Source organism: Algoriphagus iocasae (genome assembly GCF_014206875.1).
GTDB lineage: Bacteria > Bacteroidota > Bacteroidia > Cytophagales > Cyclobacteriaceae > Algoriphagus > Algoriphagus iocasae.
In genome coordinates this window covers 1,020,649-1,039,375 of the sequence record NZ_JACIJO010000003.1, presented here as the reverse complement: position 1 = coordinate 1,039,375, position 18,727 = coordinate 1,020,649, and the positions used below count along the sequence as shown (strand labels likewise).

Genomic DNA, 18,727 nt, shown 5'->3' with positions numbered 1-18,727 from the left:
TTATTCAATTCCAATCATTTGTTTTTTGCTTCTAATATCCAATTCGATTTTCGCACAGAAATATGGGAATGCTGTCGGTATCAGACTTGGCAACAACCAAATCAGTAGACAATTTGGAGTAACTTTTCAGCAGAGAATCATGGAAAGAACAAGTATAGAAGGGATTCTACAGACAGACTTTTCCAGAAATTCCAGCTTGAGTGTTTTGCTAGAAAAGCACAAACCAATTATCTCAAAACGCCTTAATTATTACCTAGGTGCAGGAGTCGCTTTTGGAAATGAAGAGAGTTTTAGAAAAAATGAAATAGAAAAAGAGATCGTTCAGACTTATGGCAATAAGACCATGGGAATTGAAGCTATTGGAGGAATAGAATTTACAATAGCCAGCACTGTTTTGTCTTTGGATTATAAGCCGAATTTCAACATCGCCGGCCGTGAAGAGTTTTTTAGAGGCCAAGTTGGTTTTTCAGCAAGGACTGTTCTAACCAAAAGCAAGGATCAAAAGAAAAGACAAAGGCAAAGAAAAAGGTCAAAAAGAAAATCCGAACAGGTTCCTTTTGGAGAAAAAGTAAAATCGCTTTTCTCTAAGAATTAAAGTCTAACTCACTTCAATCCTTGATAAAACGCCTTCTCATGAATATCTGAGTTTTTAACTACAGATTTATACCATTGCAGTTTCAAGACACTTTTTTCCTCATCTGCCAAATAAAAATCTGGTATGTTCTCGGTCTCTGCCGATTGAATCAAATGATGCAAAAATAAAGAGGCTGCAACTGAAATATTGAAACTTTCGGTAAATCCATGCATAGGAATATGTACCAATCCATCAGCATTCTCAATGACTTCCTGACTGACTCCTTCATGCTCATTTCCAAAAACCAGAGCGATTTTTTCGTTTGGATTAAGCTCTGAAATCGAAATGGAATCATCCACTGGACTTGTTGCAAAGATTTTGTACCCTTTACTTTTAAGTGTTGAAAAACAATCTTGGACACCAGATCCGTCTGGATTATGGTATTTATAAAGATCAACCCACTGAGAAGCTCCTCTTGTTACAAAAGGGTTCACTTTATACTCTTTTGTTTTCTCGATCACATGGACATCCTGAATCCCAAAACAGTCGCAGGTTCGCAAGACAGCACTTGCATTGTGTGGTTTAAAAATGTCTTCTAAAACCACTGTAAAAAATCGTGTTCTTTGGGACAACACACGCTCCATCACTGACTTTTTGTGTTGAGTAATGTATTGCCCCAAATAGTTAATTAGATTTTGGTCAACAGTATTTAATGGGTTTTCTTCCATTCAGGTTTTCTAAAATAATCCCAACTGCTCCTCATCATCTTTCTTTACAGAAAGATCAATCGTTTTTCCAACTTCTATCTGCTCGTCATCTTCTGCTTCTTCTTCAGAATCAACTGTTTCCTCTTGACTAGATTTTTTTGATTGAATCAAAGTGATTTCCTTAACCTCATGTGAGCTGAGCTTATTTCCAATAGCTTTCCAACCCTTCACATCAATCAACATATCCATGTCATATTCCATCACTTCCTCTTCTTTTCCTTTGAGGATTTTCACTGAAATCTGAGGTTGCTTTTCCGTAGAAACAACTTTTAAATAGGACTGCTTATGATCTGTGATAAAATTGAATTTCTTATTGAGTGTTGTAGTCTCAATCTGGAAACGCTTGACATAGAAGGTTTTGGTCCCTCCATCGAAATGAATTGCAGAAATGACCTTATCCTCATCAAATTTTTCTATCAATAATACATTGGAAGGTTCATAACGGTTTGTCAACTCAAAAGAGGTTAACTCATACTCTCCAGTTTTGTAGCAAACCAATACCTTATCATCACCCAGGAAATTCCCGATCAATTCACCTCTTTGATCTGTATTCAATCTTCCGACAATCGGATCGTAGTAGATATCCAAACCTCCCAAAGTGGAAACACCTTCCATTTTTAATTGGATTTTCCTTACTGGATATCTGGTCAGAATATTTCCTCCTGCTCCCCTACCTTTGATTTCAATCGTTGAAAAGTCAAAGTCAAACACTTTCACTCTTGCTTTTGCTCCTTGAGTGAGGTAAACCGTTACAATTTCAGCTTCACCATTTGAATTGGCAGTGAGATAAAGAGTTTTAGAGCCTTTTGTTCCTTTGGTTAGATCATATTCTTTATCTCTAGTAACAGCTAGAACCTGGAATCTTTTGACCATGACTCTTCCTGATCCACCATCAAGATAAATCAGGTTATAAACCATTCGCTCATCCCCTTTCCTGAAAACAGCAACATGTAGAATGTCCTTGCCCATGAAGTTCTTTTCCTGGATTTTAGACACCATACATTTACCGTCTTTTCGTATCACGATGATGTCGTCTAGATCAGAACAGTCACAAACAAATTCGTCCTTCTTTAACCCTGTTCCAACAAAACCATCGGCTCTGTTCACATAAAGTTTGGCATTATTTGCAGCAACCACAGAGGCTTCAATGGTATCAAATGCACGAATCTCCGTTTTACGCTCTCTGCCTTTTCCGTATTTGGCCAGCAGGTTTTCATAGTACTTGATTGCAAAATCAGTCAGATGACGAAGATTATAATTCACTTCTTTCAATTCATCCTGAAGGCGTTTCATCAATTCATCCGCTTTGAAAGCATCGAATTTTGAAATCCTCTTGATTCTGATTTCAGTAAGTTTAATTAAATCCTCTTGTACAATCTCTCTATAAAAATCAGGCTTGTATGGATCCAATCCACGATCGATCGCCTCTAGAACAGCTTCCCAAGTGGTACACTCTTCGATATCTCTATATATTCTATTTTCGATGAAAATCTTTTCTAATGAAGAGAAAAGCAATTTTTCCATCAGTTCAGCTTTACGAATCTCCAACTCTCGCTTCAAAAGAGCTTTGGTTTGCTTCGTATTGTAAGCTAAAATATCATTGACATTCAGGAAAACCGGCTTATCATCAATGATCACGCAGGCATTTGGAGAGATGGAAACCTCACAATCTGTAAATGCATATAAAGCATCAATCGTCACATCCGGAGAAACTCCAGGTGCTAGTTGAACAGCTATTTCTACATCCTTAGCAGTATTGTCTACTACCTTTTTGATCTTGATTTTCCCCTTGTCATTCGCTTTCAGAATGGAGTCAATCAATGAATCCGTAGTAGTACCATAAGGAATTTCTTTGATCAGAATAGTCTTACTATCTTCCTCCTCGATCTTGGCTCGGACTTTAACCTTTCCACCTCTTTGACCTCCATTGTATTCTGAGAAGTCAGCTAAACCACCTGTAATGAAATCAGGAAGTACATTCGTAGGATTACCTTTAAGAATCTCAATTGAACCTTCGATCAGTTCACAGAAATTATGTGGGAGAATCTTCGTTGAAAGTCCTACTGCAATCCCTTCTACCCCTTGAGCCAAAAGCAAAGGAAACTTCACTGGTAGGGTTACAGGCTCTCTCTTTCTACCATCGTAGGAAAGTTGCCATTCTGTAGTTTGAGGGTTAAAAACGACTTCAAGTGCAAATTTTGAAAGTCTTGCTTCAATATATCTGGCAGCCGCAGCTCTATCACCTGTACGGATATCGCCCCAGTTACCTTGAGTTTCTATTAAAAGTTCTTTTTGTCCAAGATTGACAATGGCATCACCAATGGAAGCATCTCCGTGTGGGTGATATTGCATGGATTGGCCGATGATATTCGCTACTTTATTGAATCGTCCATCATCCATTTCCTTCATGGCATGAAGGATCCTACGCTGCACAGGCTTTAGACCATCTTCAATAGCAGGAACGGCACGTTCGAGAATTACATAAGAAGCATAATCAAGAAACCATTCCTTATACATCCCGGTAACCGGAACAGAATCATGAAGGCTTCCGTCTTTTGTCAAATCATTTTCTTCACTCATGAAATAATCTTGGTTATTAGTCTAGCTAGCTGTGTTTAACCAGCGAGCTTTGACATGACTTTCTTAAAAGAAAGATTTAAGTTTTACTCATTTTATTAAACAGATCAGGCAGCCTCCTCCTCGCTGACACTTTCTGCTTTTGGATCTTCTAGTGCTAAATCTTTTTCGATCTTGAGGTTATCAATGATAAAATTCTGGCGAGTTGGAGTGTTTTTCCCCATATAGAAACCAAGCAAATCTGCAATCTTAGTCTCTTTGTTCAAAATAATAGGTTCCAATCGAATATCCTCTCCGATAAAGGTTCCAAATTCCTCAGGAGATATTTCCCCCAAGCCCTTAAATCGTGTGATTTCAGGTTTTGAACCTAATTTATGAATCGCCAATTGACGCTCCTCATCAGTGTAGCAGTAGATCGTTTCCTTCTTATTTCTCACTCTAAACAAAGGCGTGTCAAGAATAAATAAGTGACCATTTTTCACCAAATCTGGGAAAAACTGAAGGAAATAAGTCATAATCAACAATCGGATATGCATACCATCAACATCCGCATCTGTAGCAATCACGATCTTTCTGTATCGAAGATTTTCAATGCCATCTTCAATATTCAGTGCATGCTGCAAAAGATTAAACTCTTCATTTTCATACACCACTTTTTTGGTCATACCGAAGCAGTTCAGAGGCTTTCCTCTCAAAGAAAATACTGCCTGAGTCTGCACATCACGGGATTTTGTTATAGATCCAGAAGCTGAATCTCCTTCCGTAATGAAAAGCATGGTGTTATTTTTTTGATCTTCATTTGCCTTTGGATCATCGTAATGAACTCGGCAATCACGAAGCTTTTTATTATGCAAATTGGCTTTTTTAGCACGCTCATTCGCTAATTTCTTAATCCCTGAGATTTCCTTTCTCTCCCGCTCAGATTGCAAAATTCTCTTAAGAAGAGCATCTGCGACAGCAGGATTTTTATGTAGGAAATTATCTAACTCGGTTTTAATAAAGTCATTTACAAAAGTCCTCAACGTCGGTCCATCTGGCCCTACAGATTGCGAACCTAATTTGGTTTTGGTCTGAGATTCAAAAACAGGTTCTTGAACTCTCACTGCAATTGAAGCAACTACACTTTGACGGATATCAGAAGCATCGTAGTCTTTTTTGAAAAACTCCCGAATCGTCTTCACAATCGCCTCCCTAAAGGCTGCCAAGTGAGTTCCACCTTGAGTGGTATACTGGCCATTTACGAAAGAATAATATTCCTCACCGTATTGACTGGTGTGAGTAATAGCCACTTCAATATCGTTCCCCTTTAAATGAATAATCGGGTATCGAAGGCTTTCCTCATCTACTTTATTGGACAAAAGATCATAAAGTCCTTTATCTGAGAAGTACTTTTTCCCGTTAAAGTTGATCGTTAATCCAGCGTTTAGATAAGCGTAGTTCCAAATCTGGTTTTCCAGATATTCAGGAATAAAATGGTAATTTTTGAAAATGCTGGAATCAGGAGAGAAAACGACTTTCGTGCCATTTCTGTCCGAAGTTTTGGTGATCGGAGCGTCATTGGTCAAAATTCCTTTTTCAAATTCTGCAACTTTGGTCTCTCCATCTCGATATGCCTGAACTTTAAAAAAATCGGAAAGTGCATTCACAGCTTTTGTACCGACACCATTCAATCCAACAGATTTTTGAAAGGCTCCTGAATCGTATTTACCTCCGGTATTTATTTTAGAAACACAGTCGATCACTTTCCCCAAAGGAATGCCTCTTCCGTAATCTCTTACTTCTACTTTATGCTCAGAAATTTTCACTTCGATGGTCCTTCCATAGCCCATCATGTGCTCATCTATTGAGTTGTCAAGAACTTCTTTTACCAAGACATAAATACCGTCATCCTGGGCACTACCATCGCCTAGTTTCCCGATATACATCCCGGGTCTAAGTCTGATATGCTCTCTCCAATCAAGAGATCGAATACTGTCTTCGGTATATTTAACTGGTTCTGCCATAATTTACTTTGTGATAAAACCGCTTAAGATTTATTTTGAACTTGCTTGAATTTACCCACCATAATAGCGAATAATCCTATGATCCAAACGACAAAAAGCACAGGGATCACATAAAATAGGAAATCAAACTGCTGGGGAGCATCATCATCCATGTTATTGACTGCATGGGTATAGAAAATAAATAGTGCTAGACTGACATTGAGTATCCCTCCAAAGGAGTAAAACCATCCCAGATAGTAATCACGAAACTTATCCCCTACAGGAAATAATCTCACCAATCCTCGGTGGTTTTTGGTTTCCAATAATTTCGGAGGAAGTAGAACAATTGCATTAAAGAGAATAAAAACTCCAATCATTCCATAAAAAAATGATCCTCGGCTCATCTCTTTTAGAAGATTTCCTGATTCATCCTGACTAAAACTGATTTGCTCAGGCATCGCAGAATAGAAGTACAACAAATAAAAGACAAAGAAGAGGATACTTAGGAAATAGAAGGCTTTACCAAAGCGATAGTACATAATCTTGTAGAATTGAATGTGCTAATATAAAGGATTTGATCAAACTGATTTGACCAAATCGATGTTCATTTTATGTTTATATTTGACAAGTACAGTCCCAAAAAAGCCCAAATAAATGAACCTCAGTCCAGTAGTCATTGCCATCCCCATGTATTTCATATTGATGGCACTTGAGATGATCGTTCTCCGATTTCAAAAACACCCTGGTTATCGACTCAATGATGCCATTACCAATATCAACTGTGGAGTAATTTCTCAGGTTACCGGAGTTTTTATTAAGATACTATCGATTGGGATTTACACTTGGATCTTCCAGAATTTTTCAATTTTCACAGTCCCTAATAATGTTTGGACTTTCCTGCTTCTGTTTTTCCTATATGATTTCTGCTACTATTGGGCACATCGAATGAGTCATGAAATCAATTTGTTTTGGGGAGGCCATGTCGTTCATCATTCCAGCGAAGAATACAACTTATCCGTAGCCCTTCGCCAAAGTAGCACTCAGACTATCTGGACCTTCTTCTTTTATTTTCCTTTGGCAATTTTAGGATTTGATCCAGTAATGCTGGTTCTCGCCTCCGGATTGAATTTATTATATCAGTTTTGGATCCATACAGAAGTGATTGGCAAAATGGGATTTCTAGAAAAGTTCATGAATACGCCTTCCCATCATCGGGTTCATCATGGTAGAAATCCAAAATACATTGATAAGAATCATGGCGGAACATTTATCCTCTTCGATAAATGGTTTGGAACATTTCAGGAAGAAGAAGAAACTCCTACTTATGGAATCACTACTCCTGTGAGAAGTTGGAATCCATTTTGGGTAAATTTAGCTCATTATGCCACCATGAAAGAAGAGATCAAACAAATCAGATCATTTCCTGACAAATTAAAATACCTATTCAATAAACCAGGATGGCTCCCCGCTTACTTGGGAGGTTATCGTGCACCAAAAGAAATAGAAGCCGATTACCAAAAGTTTGAAACCGTAGTTCCTTCCACTATGAACTGGTATATTTTTGTTCAATATATCTTATTGCTTGTATTGACCGGGTTTTTCCTTTTTCAAGTAGAGCAATTTGATTGGTTCACAAAAACAGCAATCAGTCTTTTAATAATTTGGACCACAGTGAGTTTTTCGGGAATCTTTGAAAAGAGAAAGTGGTATTTTCCTCAGGAGTTTTTGAGGGTCCTAGTATTTTCATTGAGTATATACACGCTCTTCGAAATAAACATTTCTCAGGCTTTTCTGCTTTCTATCCTTGGAGTTTATACTTTTGCATCTTTCTTCTGGCTTTGGAAAAACCAAAAGCTCACATCTGAAATACCGAAAGTCTCCCTTTAAAGCTATGCGAAAGCATTTTCTACAATTCATTCCAGTCTTCTTACTGATTCTTTCCGCTTGCGGTGGGAAACTTGAAACAGGAAATATCAACATCGAAAACTGGAAAGCAGACAGATATGGCTGCAAGGGATTGCGAATCCAGGATTTAGACGAATTGGAAAAAATCAAAAACTCGTTTTTAGGAGAAAACAATCAATCCATCATTAAAACATTTGGAAGACCAGACCGAGTGGAATTAGTAGATAAAAGCCAAAGCTTTTTCTTTTACTTTTTAGAGCCTAGCCAAGATTGTGACGGTGTAAAACCAGAAAAAGAACCCCTTAGAGTTCTTTTTCGAATGAATGCGATCAGTAAAGTTTCAGAGGTGACTATTACAACCCTGAACCCATAAAACATAATGCAGCAGCTCCTAAAGTTCCTGCATTGTTTTCCAAAGTCGCTTTTTTAAGTTTTAAGTCTTTGACATAATAATGTGTCAAATATTGTCTGATGGTATGATCCAAAGATGGCATCATAAACTCCAAACCTGCGGAAATTCCTCCTCCAAAATAGACTTCAGTTACATCCAGAACACGAATCGTTGATACGATGGCTTCTCCGAGAATAGTCCCTACTTCTTTGAAAACCATTAAAGAAACTTCATTTCCAGCTTTAGCTGTATTTACCAATAAATGGGTTCCCAATTCCTTATTCACTAAGTCTCCGGCTTTTTCAGGATAAGCAGCAATCATTCTCTCCATAATTTTGAGAATTCCATCTCTACCCACCAAAGTTTCCAGTCTTGCATTTCCTCTGGAAAGCATATGCCCCATCTCCATGGCATTTCCCCTCGAACCTTTGAAAACCTCTCCGTCCAATACTAGAGCACTACCAATTCCAGTTCCCATGGTTACAAACAAGAAATTGGCACTGGGATCATCTTTTCCAAAGTAAAATTCACCGATGCCTGCAGCAGCTGCGTCATTTTCAAGGAAAAACTCATAGTCAGGATATGCAGTTTCGAGTCCGCCCTTTAAATTAAAGTCATTTAAACCGGGAATTGCCGGAATTTCCAGCGTCGTATTTCTGTCTTTGGAAATCAATCCTGGAAGTCCAATACCTACTTTTTTAACAGTTGGATACTTCTCAAGATATTTCCCAATTCCACTGATGAAACAGGGTCCAAAGCCATCAGGATGGTCACGAAAAGGAGTTGTATCTTCTTTCTGGAAGTCGATTATCTCTCCTTGCCGATCAATTAGTCCAATTTTTAAGTGAGTTCCCCCCACGTCCACTCCTAAAAAGTGTGTATCCTGATTATTCATGTTTATTGTTATAGGTTTGTCCTTCAAAAAAAAGCAAAAGAAATGGATTACTTTCTATATTCTTTGCCAATCTCTGAGAAAATTTTGAAAACTGCAGGGCAAACTAGAGTATTTCTGAGACTTAAATTTAATATTCCATGCATATTTTTTCTGTTGGTATGAGGATACTCTCTGCATGCTTTTGGTCTGGATTCGTAAACTAGACATTTGTTATCCTCATTCAAAAATGGACATGGCGATGAATTTAAAACAAAGTCCCCTTCCTCATCCCTGTGTAAATACTCATCGATAAATTGACTGCTTTTCATCCGAAATACCTTCGCCAGCCGATCGATATCTGTTTGTATAAAAATCGGGCTTGCCGTTTTACAGCAATTGGCACATTGTAAACAATCAGTCTCCTGGAAAACAGCTTCATGGGTGGACTCAAATTTCTGATCCAACTCTTTTGGTTTGACTTTCCTGAGCCTTTCTTTCAATTTTTTATTGGCAGGAAACTCAGATTTACTTTCTGATTGAAAACTTTTCAGGTCAATTTCCACTCTATTTTTTCTTTTTCAAGATTTAAATTTTCCAAAAATAATTTCATAAAATATAGATTATCAGTATATTATATAACAATAAATCCAAAATCCTATGAAAATGCACCCTTCAGAACTTTATTTCTATCATAGCCCTGACCAGGTGATAGATAAGCAGACTTTAGCATATGCCCACAGCGTAGCAAAGTTTATCAATCAAATCGATGTGGTCAAAGAAAGGATCACTACAACTCAATGGAATAGCATGCTTTTAAAATTAAATCTTCGGGCAAAAGATCTATTGAATAAAGCTCATCCTGAGTACCAGTTGAAGATCGCAGGAAAGAATTGGGATGAAGAAAGTTGGTTGAATATCCTGGTTAGAAATCCTCACCTCATCAAATCTCCCATTGCTATTTTAAGAAACAAGGCAATTTTATGTAAGACCCCAAGCGATATCTTTAAACTCAATTAGTAGAGTTTATAGAAATCCCATTTTCTAAAATCTGGATTTTACCAGCTTTATAAAGTTGACCAATACATTGCTTAAAATGCTTTTTACTCATTCCCAGCTCCCTCTGGATTTCTTCCGGAGCTGATTTGTCATGCAGTGGCAAAAAGCTTTTTTCCTCTAAAAGTGACAAAATCAATTCGGCTCCTTCATCGTACTTCACCCTGCCTACCGGTAAAAGCTGAAGATCGACTTTCCCATCATCCCTTCTTTTCTTCACAAAGAATTTGCGAAGGTCACCAACTTCCAAAGGTTGAAATACCTCATTTGCAAAAACCAATCCTTCGTATTTATCCTCAATCAAGACTTTGTATCCAAGGTCAGTTTTATCGAATACCAAACCGGAAACCTCTGTTCCGGGAACATAGCTAATGGGCGCTTCAGATATAAAATCTCTGTATTTATTTACTCCGATCAGTCGATTGGTCTGATAATCAATGCAGACTTTGATCAGATATTTCTTTCCTGGAACCATATTTTGGCCCATTTCGGCTTTGGGAACCAACAAATCCTTTGGTAAACCCCAATCCATAAATGCACCAAATGGCGCTATTTCCTTGGCTTCTAAAACAGCAAACTCATCCAATAAGGCTTTGGGACTTTCTGTAACAGCTACAGGTCTATCCTCACTATCTGTGTAGACAAATACGGCAATCTCCTCTCCCTCTTTTTCATCGCCGAGCAAATACCCTTTGGGTAAAAGCACTTCCTCACCTGAGCTCAAAGCTAAATATGCTCCGAAATCAGTAAATCGATTGATGGGAAGTGTACTTATCAAACCTAGTTCTTTCATGCTTCAAAGGTAGGCATTAATCCTATTTTGAAAGAGAAGAATTTATGACATTGAGAGTCAGAGTTGGAATTAAAAAAAATTGGAATTAGAAAGTGAGGGAACTAGTTTTGGATAATCCTCCAACTTAAGGATCGATCGTAAACCCAATACTAACTTAAAAATTACAGAGAAATGAAAAATATAGCTGTTATTGGATCTGGAACCATGGGAAATGGCATCGCACATGTTTTTGCTCAGCATGGCTACCAGGTATCATTGATAGACATCAAGCAGGAATTTTTAGATAAAGCGATTTCTACCATTCAAAAGAATTTAGATAGACAAGTCGCTAAAGAGTTGATTACCGAAAGCGACAAAACCACTGCTCTATCAAATATTTCAACCTTTACTGAATTATCAAAAGGGGTAGAATCTGCAGATTTGGTAATTGAGGCAGCAATTGAAAACATGAATATCAAATTGGATATTTTTCGCCAATTAGATGAATTATGTCCATCACATACGATTTTGGCTTCTAACACATCCTCTATCTCCATCACAAAAATTGCCGCTGCCACCAAGCGTCCTCATCAGGTAATTGGAATGCACTTCATGAATCCTGTTCCCGTGATGAAGCTTATTGAAGTAATCCGTGGATATGCAACCTCTGATGAAACTACCTCACTGATCATGGATCTTTCCAGAAAACTGTCAAAAGTACCAGTCGAGGTAAATGATTATCCAGGTTTCGTAGCGAATAGAATTTTGATGCCAATGATCAATGAAGCGATTTATACCTTATATGAGAATGTGGCCGGAGTCAATGAGATTGACACAGTAATGAAATTGGGAATGGCACATCCAATGGGACCCTTACAGTTAGCAGATTTTATAGGATTGGATGTTTGCCTTTCGATTTTAAGAGTGCTTCATGAAGGATTTGGTAACCCAAAATATGCTCCATGTCCCTTATTGGTAAACATGGTAGAAGCTGGCTTTAAAGGAGTCAAAACCGGCGAAGGTTTCTATCAATACACCAAGGGAAGTAAAGATTTGGTCGTTTCTCCAAGATTTTCCAATTAATCCTAATTCAAATGCACATCGCAGTTTCCGGAAATATTGGAAGCGGGAAGACGACGCTTACTGAAAAGCTTGCTAAACATTATGGTTGGAAAGCTGAATATGAAGCAGTAGACAACAATCCGTATTTGCCTGATTTTTATGCAGATATGAAACGATGGGCTTTCCATTTACAGGTTTATTTCCTGAATTCCAGATTTAATCAGATCAAGAAGATCCAAGAAAATGAGTATGATTTCATTCAGGATCGTACCATCTATGAGGATGCATACATCTTTGCGGCAAACCTGCATAAAAGCGGTTTAATGACTGATCGCGATTATGAAAACTATCAGAGTTTATTTGAAAGTATGATCGCACACGTCAAAGCTCCAGATTTGTTGATTTATTTAAGAGCAGATATCCCTAAGCTAGTCGGGCAGATTGAAAAACGAGGTAGAAGTTATGAAACGACCATGCGGATTGATTACCTCAAAAACCTAAATCAACATTACGAAGAGTGGATCAAAAACTATCAGGAAGGAAAGCTTTTGATCATTGATGTAAATCACTTGGATTTTGTTGAAAATCCGGCTGATTTCTCATTTGTGGTAGAAAAAGTAAACAGGGAAATTTTCGGCCTTTTCAGTTAATCAAGGTTATTCCAATTTTCTTAAAAACCAGTTGAGCAGCACTTTTCGCTGCTCTTCTTTTGGATTCATTAGCAATTGATCCAGCCTTTTTAAAGAGCCTCCTGTCATCAAGGTTTCATAAGGAGTCAGACGAATCAGTTTGTAGCCGTGAATTCTTGTCTGAATATCAATCTGGGCATCATTATAAGCCAATAATTTCCAACCTGAAGCACCATTGCCTGAAAAGTCTCCAGGTTCATTTGATTCACCAAAACTATGCTTGGCAACAGGAGGTCCATTCCAAACTCTTAATTGCATTCCGGCTTTCAGGCAATCTTTTTCATAAGTTCGGCATAATCTCTTCTGTGTCTCAAGAAACGGAACATTATTTTCTCTATAAAAATCTGACCTAAAGGAAATTAATCGATATCTATTAAAGTGTAACTCGTCATCGTATTGAACCAAAGTTCTATTGATTTTGAAATCAAACTTCAGTTTTTTCAGCAATGGAGATTCATTTAAGCCACTTAAATCTGAATAGATTTCCTCTAACCAGGTTTTTCCTTTCGCATCAAGAAATTTAGGGTTTAATTCCAGTTCAAAGTCTCTTTCGAACTCTAATTCCGCTTCTTTTAAAATAGATTCAAGTTGGCGGGTAATCAGATTATCCATCTGTTGATTTATTTTCTTGGACTATATCCCAAGTATGATCTGCTAATAATTTTACTTCGGCTAAAAACTTTGCAAAGCCTTTTTTTCTCCCCCATTCGTTTGGAGAAATCATGCTCAAAAAATCTGTTCCATCCTCTTTCTGATATAAAAAGTAATGATGATTAATTAGTGGTTCGAAAGAAACCTGAGCTTGATAAATCCGCTCGGAATACTGAACTCTAGATTGAATGGCCTTTGCTTGCTCAGCCAATAATTGCATTTGCTGGTAAATCTGAGACATCTGTATATCCGTTTGGCTTTGCATAGCTGCCAAAGCTCTCCCAGTTATTTTGCCTTGATCCTCGGGTTTTACGATGGCACTCCCTGTGTGATGGGCATATGGAAGAGTACCTGGATTTTCAGAAATTTTCTCTTTCATTTCATCCAGGTCGAGATTCTCAATATTTATCTTTTTACCAGCTTTCATTTTTCAGTTCCTTCTCCTGTTGTAATTCTCTCCTTCAAATTCCCCTTAGATCCGGGAAATGTTGTACGGGTAGAAATATCATAACCAATCCATGCGATAATTAACATGAAGATTATAAATAACACCAGAAAGATCTTCTTGTTCCGATTCATGATGAAGCAATCCTTTTTTTCAGGCTCAAAATTAGGGATTGTAAGGTAAGAAGCCATAATAAATCATAAGAGTTATCCTGACTTCAAACATTGAAAGGGTCAATAATTCTAAGAAAAATTATAAATTCAGGGAAAAGCATTTGTTTAGAAAGCAACAAATTGAAAATTGTTTTTAATTTTAAGCAGCGTGTACCAAACGAAGTTTTTTCAATTTATACCCTTTTAATTCCGACTATGTATCAAATCATAAATGAGCAATCTATTTATCAGTATTTTGGGGAAGATGACCCTGAAATGACGAGGGAGATGATTCAAATCATTTTGGATACAAATATCAAGGATTTAAAAGAACTGGATAAGTTTTATGAGCAAAAGGATTTTGCCACGATCAAAAAGAGATGTCATAAAGCTAAACCGACCATGAGCTATATCGGAGCTCTGAAAAGCAGAAAATTACTGGAAGAAATCGAAGCAAATTTAGAATCCTCTGAAAATTTGAATAAGTCATTGCAAGGCCATCTGAACCTGATCATCGAAGAGCTAAATGACTTCTTGATTTCATTAAAATAAATTTTAAAACCAACCTTCTATTTACTATGCAGCGAAAACTTCTTTTTCTGCCCCTCTTGTTTATTGCCCTATTTGAACTTCATGCTCAAAGCAGTTTATCTGTGGAGTATATTATGAGAGATCCGAAGTGGATGGGGACTTTTCCTTCTTCAGTAAGATGGGATGATGCAAGTCAGCAAGTGTATTTCAAGTACAACCTGGAAGGAGATCCTGCAGATTCATTATATAAAATCTCACTTTCGTCTCCCTCTGAAATAGTTAAAGTTCATTGGCCAGAGGAAAATTCTTTGAGAAAAAGCTCCTCTTCTTATAACAGTACCAAAACCCAACAACTTTATTTAGAAGATCAGAAAATTATCGTTGAAGACTTGGCAAAAAAATCTAAAACAGTGGTTTTAGAATGGTATCAGAACCTTTCCAATCCGAATTTCTTGGCGGATGAAAACTTGATTTCATTCGTTTCTGATGGAAATATCTTCATTGTAAATAGAACCACGAAAGAAGTAGAGAAAGTCACAAACATTAATTCCGGATCAAAACCTGCTGAAAAAAAATCAAATAATGGATCGGAAAATCTAGATTTTCTCGAAAAAGATAATCTCGACCTTCTTCAAGTAGTAAGAGAGCGAAAAGAGGCTCAAAAAGCCAGTAGAGCTTATCGGGAATCAATTTCTGATCAATCCGAAAAGGAGTTTACTTATTATACGAATGGAAAAAACCCTGTGAGCCTTTCACTTTCTCCTGATGCTAAATATGCCACTTTTGCCTATTACAACAGAGGATCAAGTAAAAACACCAAAGTTCCAGATTATGTAGATGCTTCTGGTTATACCACTGATTTGAATGCGCGATCAAAAGTGGGAAATGAACCAACGACTGTAGAAATAGGAATCTATGATTTAACGAGAGATACTGTTTATTTCATTAGTACTTCCGAACTACCAGGAATCAAAGATCTTCCAGATTATGTGAAAGATTACCCTGAGAAAACCTGGGAAGAAAAAGAAAGATCGGTGATTTTATCACAGCCTTATTTTTCTCAAGATGGCTCTAAAGCAGTTATTAATATCCGATCTAATGACAATAAAGACAGATGGATTTCTTTGATTGACCTAAAAACCGGTGAATTAAAAACACTTGACAGACAAAGAGATGAAGCATGGATTGCTGGTCCAGGTATTGGATGGTCTTTTTCAGGAGGAACACTTGGATGGCTTCCAGACAATAAACACATTTACTTCCAATCAGAAGAAACTGGTTATTCACATCTATACCTTATGGATGTAGAGTCAGGTAAAAAAACCGCCTTGACTTCAGGAAAATACGAGGTGTTTGATCCATTCATTTCTAAAGATCAGAAATCATGGTACTTGACCACTTCAGAAGTTGATCCAGGTGAAAGACATTTTTATAAAATGCCTCTCATGGGTGGGAAAATGGAGAAGCTTACATCCATGACTGGAAACAACGAGGTAACTCTTTCTCCAGATGAGAAGAAACTTGCGATTTTGTATTCCTATAGTAACAAGCCAACAGAACTTTATATTCAGGACAATAAAGTTGGAGCAAAACCAACCCAATTAACTTCTGGACAATCTGAGGAATTCAAATCCTATAACTGGAGAGATCCTGAAATTGTAAAATTCACTGCAGAAGACGGGGCTCAGGTACCGGCTAGATTGTATAGCCCAGATCCTTCTAAGAAAAATGGAGCTGCTGTCATTTTCGTACACGGAGCTGGATACCTTCAGAATGTGCATAAATGGTGGAGCAGCTATTTCAGAGAATACATGTTCCATAATTTATTAACTGATCTAGGTTACACCGTTTTGGATATTGACTACCGAGCAAGTGCTGGATATGGTAGAGACTGGAGAACAGGAATCTACCGTCATATGGGAGGAAAAGACCTTTCTGATCAGGTAGATGGTGCTAAATATCTTGTTTCTACTCAAGGTGTTGATGCAGACAGAATCGGTATTTATGGAGGAAGTTATGGTGGATTTATCACTTTGATGGCTCTATTTAACGCGCCAGATGTGTTTAAATCAGGAGCTGCATTAAGATCTGTAACTGACTGGGCACATTATAACCATGGATACACTTCCAATATTTTGAATACACCTGAAGAAGATCCTATTGCCTATAGAAGATCTGGTCCAATCTATTTCGCAGAAGGACTAAAAGGAAATCTGTTAATGGCACATGGAATGGTCGATGTTAATGTCCATTTTCAGGATGTTGTCAGACTTTCTCAAAGATTGATAGAGCTTGGGAAAGACAATTGGGAAATGGCGATTTATCCGGTAGAAGATCATGGATTTGTAGAGCCAAGTTCCTGGACTGACGAATACAAACGAATTCTAAAATTATTCAACACCACCCTACTTGAAGAATAATGATTAAATCAGTACGAGTGGCATCCGCTTTTTTAGCAGGTGCCACTTTTTTTATTGCAACAATCTCCTGTCAGGAGAAAAAAGAGACTTCTCCAAAAATCACTGGAACTATTGCAGAAAATGCAATGGTGGTATCTGCTCGGGAAGAGGCATCTAAAATTGGCTTGGACATCATCAAAAAAGGAGGAAATGCTTTTGATGCGATGATGGCAACAGAGATGGCACTTGCGGTCATTTACCCATTTGCAGGGAATCTTGGTGGTGGCGGATTTATGATATATAGAATGGCAGATGGAGAAACCGGGTCATTGGATTACCGTGAAAAAGCACCTGCTGCAGCATTTGCTGATATGTATCTGGATGAAAACGGAGATGTGATTCCTGGCTTAAGTACGAAAGGAGCTTTGGCTTCTGGTGTTCCCGGAACCATTGCAGGGATTTTTACCGCACAAAAGAAATTCGGGAAACTGAATCCTGAAGAAGTATTGGCTCCAGTCATCGAACTTGCTGAGAATGGTTATGTCACGACAGCTAACCAAGCGAATAGACTCCAAAGATTAAGAGAAACATTCATTGAGGTAAATGGACCGGAAACTTACTTTGCCAAAGAAGTGAATGAAGGTGACACCTTGAAATTCCCTGTTTTGGCTGAAACATTAAAAAGGATAGCCAAAGGAGGAATGGATGAGTTTTACAAAGGTGAAACAGCAAAAATCCTTTCAAAACATATCCAGGAAATGGGCGGGATTATTACTGAAGAGGATTTGGCAAGCTATCAAGCAGCATGGAGAGAACCGATAATTTTCAATTATAAAGATCTGAAAATCATATCCATGGCTCCTCCTAGTTCAGGCGGAATTACCTTGGCTCAGATATTCGGAATGATCGAACCGTATCCTGTGAATGAGTTTGGTCACCATAGTGCGGAGCATATCCAGCTTTTGGTAGAAGCAGAAAGAAGAGCTTATGCAGATCGTAATTATTTCTTAGGAGACCCTGATTTTGTTGATATTCCAAAAGCAGAATTAATGGATTCATCATATTTGAAATCCAGAATGGAAACATTCTCTTTTGATCAGGCTACCAAGTCAGAGGATATTGCTGAAGGTAAAATTGCTTTTGCAGAAAGTATGGAAACCACTCATTATTCCATCATCGATGCCGAGGGAAATGCAGTTTCGGTTACGACCACTCTCAATGGTGCCTATGGTTCAAAAGTCTACATCGACGAGCTTGGCTTTTTCATGAATAATGAAATGGACGATTTCAGCTCCAAACCAGGCGTACCAAACATGTTTGGCTTAATCGGTGCAGAGGCAAATAGCATTCAGGCAGGAAAGAGAATGTTGAGCAGCATGACACCTACTTTGGTCGAAAGAGATGGAAAACTATGGATGGTAGTCGGTACTCCTGGTGGATCTACGATTATCACTTCAGTTTTACAGACAATTTTGAATGTCTATGAATTTGATATGGGAATGCAAGAAGCGGTAGAATCGGCCCGTTTCCATCATCAATGGCTTCCAGATGTAGTCAGTTTCGAACCGGATTCTTTTGACACCACTTTATTGAATAATCTTAAATCTAAGGGATATATCATCCTTGAAAACAATAATCCAATCATAGGAAAAGTCGATGCAATTCTGGTTTTGCCTGACGGAAAATTGGAAGGTGGAGCGGATCCTAGAGGAGACGATAAAGCTGTAGGGTTTTAAAAACTTAAAATTCAAGACTAGAAGGGAAAATGAATTCTTACCTAACAAGAAAACATTTTCCCTTTTTCATTTTCCTATTCCTTAACTTTGCCCGAAGAGAACCAATTTGTTTCAATTGAAGTTTTCTAATCATCTGTAACCTAATGGACCTTGAATCCATTAATTAT

Annotated in this window: 18 protein-coding genes; 9 read left to right on the top strand and 9 right to left on the bottom strand. The window is 37.8% G+C overall.

The window, feature by feature from the left end:
• Window positions 1-25 precede the first annotated feature (25 nt).
• Window positions 26-595, top strand: coding sequence for a hypothetical protein (locus FHS59_RS18665; protein WP_246388513.1), 570 nt, complete (start codon window positions 26-28; stop codon window positions 593-595).
• Between the two features lie 8 nt (window positions 596-603).
• On the opposite strand, the gene FHS59_RS18660 is transcribed toward FHS59_RS18665, so the two are convergent.
• From FHS59_RS18660 to FHS59_RS18645, 4 genes are all read right to left on the bottom strand, one after another.
• Entirely contained in the window at window positions 604-1,302 is a 699-nt protein-coding gene (locus tag FHS59_RS18660) for a TrmH family RNA methyltransferase (protein WP_184496925.1), read from the bottom strand.
• Between the two features lie 9 nt (window positions 1,303-1,311).
• Entirely contained in the window at window positions 1,312-3,921 is a 2,610-nt protein-coding gene (locus FHS59_RS18655; RefSeq protein WP_184496923.1) for a DNA gyrase/topoisomerase IV subunit A, read from the bottom strand.
• Between the two features lie 104 nt (window positions 3,922-4,025).
• Window positions 4,026-5,921: a DNA topoisomerase IV subunit B gene (locus FHS59_RS18650; RefSeq protein WP_184496921.1), complete on the bottom strand. Its 1,896-nt coding sequence runs from the start codon at window positions 5,919-5,921 to the stop codon at window positions 4,026-4,028.
• A gap of 23 nt (window positions 5,922-5,944) precedes the next feature.
• Window positions 5,945-6,439, bottom strand: coding sequence for a DNA topoisomerase IV (locus FHS59_RS18645; RefSeq protein ID WP_184496919.1), 495 nt, complete (start codon window positions 6,437-6,439; stop codon window positions 5,945-5,947).
• A 115-nt stretch (window positions 6,440-6,554) separates the two neighbouring features.
• Between FHS59_RS18645 and FHS59_RS18640 the strand changes: the two genes are divergently transcribed.
• Complete coding sequence (locus FHS59_RS18640; protein WP_184496917.1) at window positions 6,555-7,787, top strand: sterol desaturase family protein; 1,233 nt, start codon at window positions 6,555-6,557, stop codon at window positions 7,785-7,787.
• Between the two features lie 4 nt (window positions 7,788-7,791).
• Window positions 7,792-8,178: a hypothetical protein gene (locus FHS59_RS18635; RefSeq protein ID WP_184496915.1), complete on the top strand. Its 387-nt coding sequence runs from the start codon at window positions 7,792-7,794 to the stop codon at window positions 8,176-8,178.
• Here the strand turns inward: FHS59_RS18635 and FHS59_RS18630 are convergent.
• Together FHS59_RS18630 and FHS59_RS18625 are read right to left on the bottom strand one after the other, a co-directional pair.
• Window positions 8,159-9,091: an ROK family protein gene (locus FHS59_RS18630; protein WP_184496914.1), complete on the bottom strand. Its 933-nt coding sequence runs from the start codon at window positions 9,089-9,091 to the stop codon at window positions 8,159-8,161. The two genes, FHS59_RS18635 and FHS59_RS18630, sit on opposite strands and share 20 nt — an antisense overlap.
• 47 nt (window positions 9,092-9,138) lie before the next feature.
• Entirely contained in the window at window positions 9,139-9,633 is a 495-nt protein-coding gene (locus FHS59_RS18625; protein ID WP_317168213.1) for a YkgJ family cysteine cluster protein, read from the bottom strand.
• Between the two features lie 94 nt (window positions 9,634-9,727).
• Between FHS59_RS18625 and FHS59_RS18620 the strand changes: the two genes are divergently transcribed.
• Window positions 9,728-10,087, top strand: a complete 360-nt coding sequence (locus FHS59_RS18620; RefSeq protein ID WP_184496912.1) for an arsenate reductase family protein — start codon at window positions 9,728-9,730, stop codon at window positions 10,085-10,087.
• On the opposite strand, the gene FHS59_RS18615 is transcribed toward FHS59_RS18620, so the two are convergent.
• On the bottom strand, window positions 10,080-10,916 hold the full coding sequence (locus tag FHS59_RS18615; RefSeq protein WP_184496910.1) for a CvfB family protein: 837 nt from the start codon (window positions 10,914-10,916) through the stop codon (window positions 10,080-10,082). The two genes, FHS59_RS18620 and FHS59_RS18615, sit on opposite strands and share 8 nt — an antisense overlap.
• A 171-nt stretch (window positions 10,917-11,087) precedes the next feature.
• On the opposite strand from FHS59_RS18615, the gene FHS59_RS18610 reads away from it, so the two are divergent.
• Window positions 11,088-11,978 carry a 3-hydroxybutyryl-CoA dehydrogenase gene (locus FHS59_RS18610; RefSeq protein WP_184496908.1) on the top strand — a complete coding sequence of 297 codons (891 nt, stop codon included), beginning with the start codon at window positions 11,088-11,090 and terminating at the stop codon, window positions 11,976-11,978.
• An 11-nt stretch (window positions 11,979-11,989) separates the two neighbouring features.
• On the top strand, window positions 11,990-12,607 hold the full coding sequence (locus FHS59_RS18605) for a deoxynucleoside kinase (RefSeq protein WP_184496906.1): 618 nt from the start codon (window positions 11,990-11,992) through the stop codon (window positions 12,605-12,607).
• A 6-nt stretch (window positions 12,608-12,613) separates the two neighbouring features.
• Here FHS59_RS18605 and FHS59_RS18600 read toward each other — a convergent pair whose 3' ends face one another.
• Together FHS59_RS18600 and FHS59_RS18595 are read right to left on the bottom strand one after the other, a co-directional pair.
• The gene (locus FHS59_RS18600; RefSeq protein ID WP_184496904.1) at window positions 12,614-13,258 is read right to left on the bottom strand and encodes a DUF7255 family protein; all 645 of its coding nucleotides are present in this window, start codon (window positions 13,256-13,258) and stop codon (window positions 12,614-12,616) included.
• Window positions 13,251-13,724 carry a DUF2452 domain-containing protein gene (locus FHS59_RS18595; RefSeq protein ID WP_184496902.1) on the bottom strand — a complete coding sequence of 158 codons (474 nt, stop codon included), beginning with the start codon at window positions 13,722-13,724 and terminating at the stop codon, window positions 13,251-13,253. Before FHS59_RS18595 ends, FHS59_RS18600 begins: the two co-directional genes overlap by 8 nt.
• A gap of 386 nt (window positions 13,725-14,110) precedes the next feature.
• Between FHS59_RS18595 and FHS59_RS18590 the strand changes: the two genes are divergently transcribed.
• Genes FHS59_RS18590 through ggt form a run of 3 tightly spaced genes read left to right on the top strand, consistent with a single transcriptional unit; the run spans window position 14,111 to window position 18,560 of the window.
• Window positions 14,111-14,446 (top strand): Hpt domain-containing protein, encoded by a 336-nt coding sequence (locus FHS59_RS18590; RefSeq protein ID WP_184496900.1) that lies wholly within the window; start codon window positions 14,111-14,113, stop codon window positions 14,444-14,446.
• 26 nt (window positions 14,447-14,472) lie between these two features.
• Complete coding sequence (locus tag FHS59_RS18585; RefSeq protein WP_184496898.1) at window positions 14,473-16,845, top strand: S9 family peptidase; 2,373 nt, start codon at window positions 14,473-14,475, stop codon at window positions 16,843-16,845.
• Window positions 16,845-18,560, top strand: coding sequence for a gamma-glutamyltransferase (gene ggt / locus FHS59_RS18580; protein ID WP_184496896.1), 1,716 nt, complete (start codon window positions 16,845-16,847; stop codon window positions 18,558-18,560). The genes FHS59_RS18585 and ggt overlap by 1 nt, the downstream gene beginning before the upstream one ends.
• The last annotated feature ends 167 nt before the right edge of the window (window positions 18,561-18,727 follow it).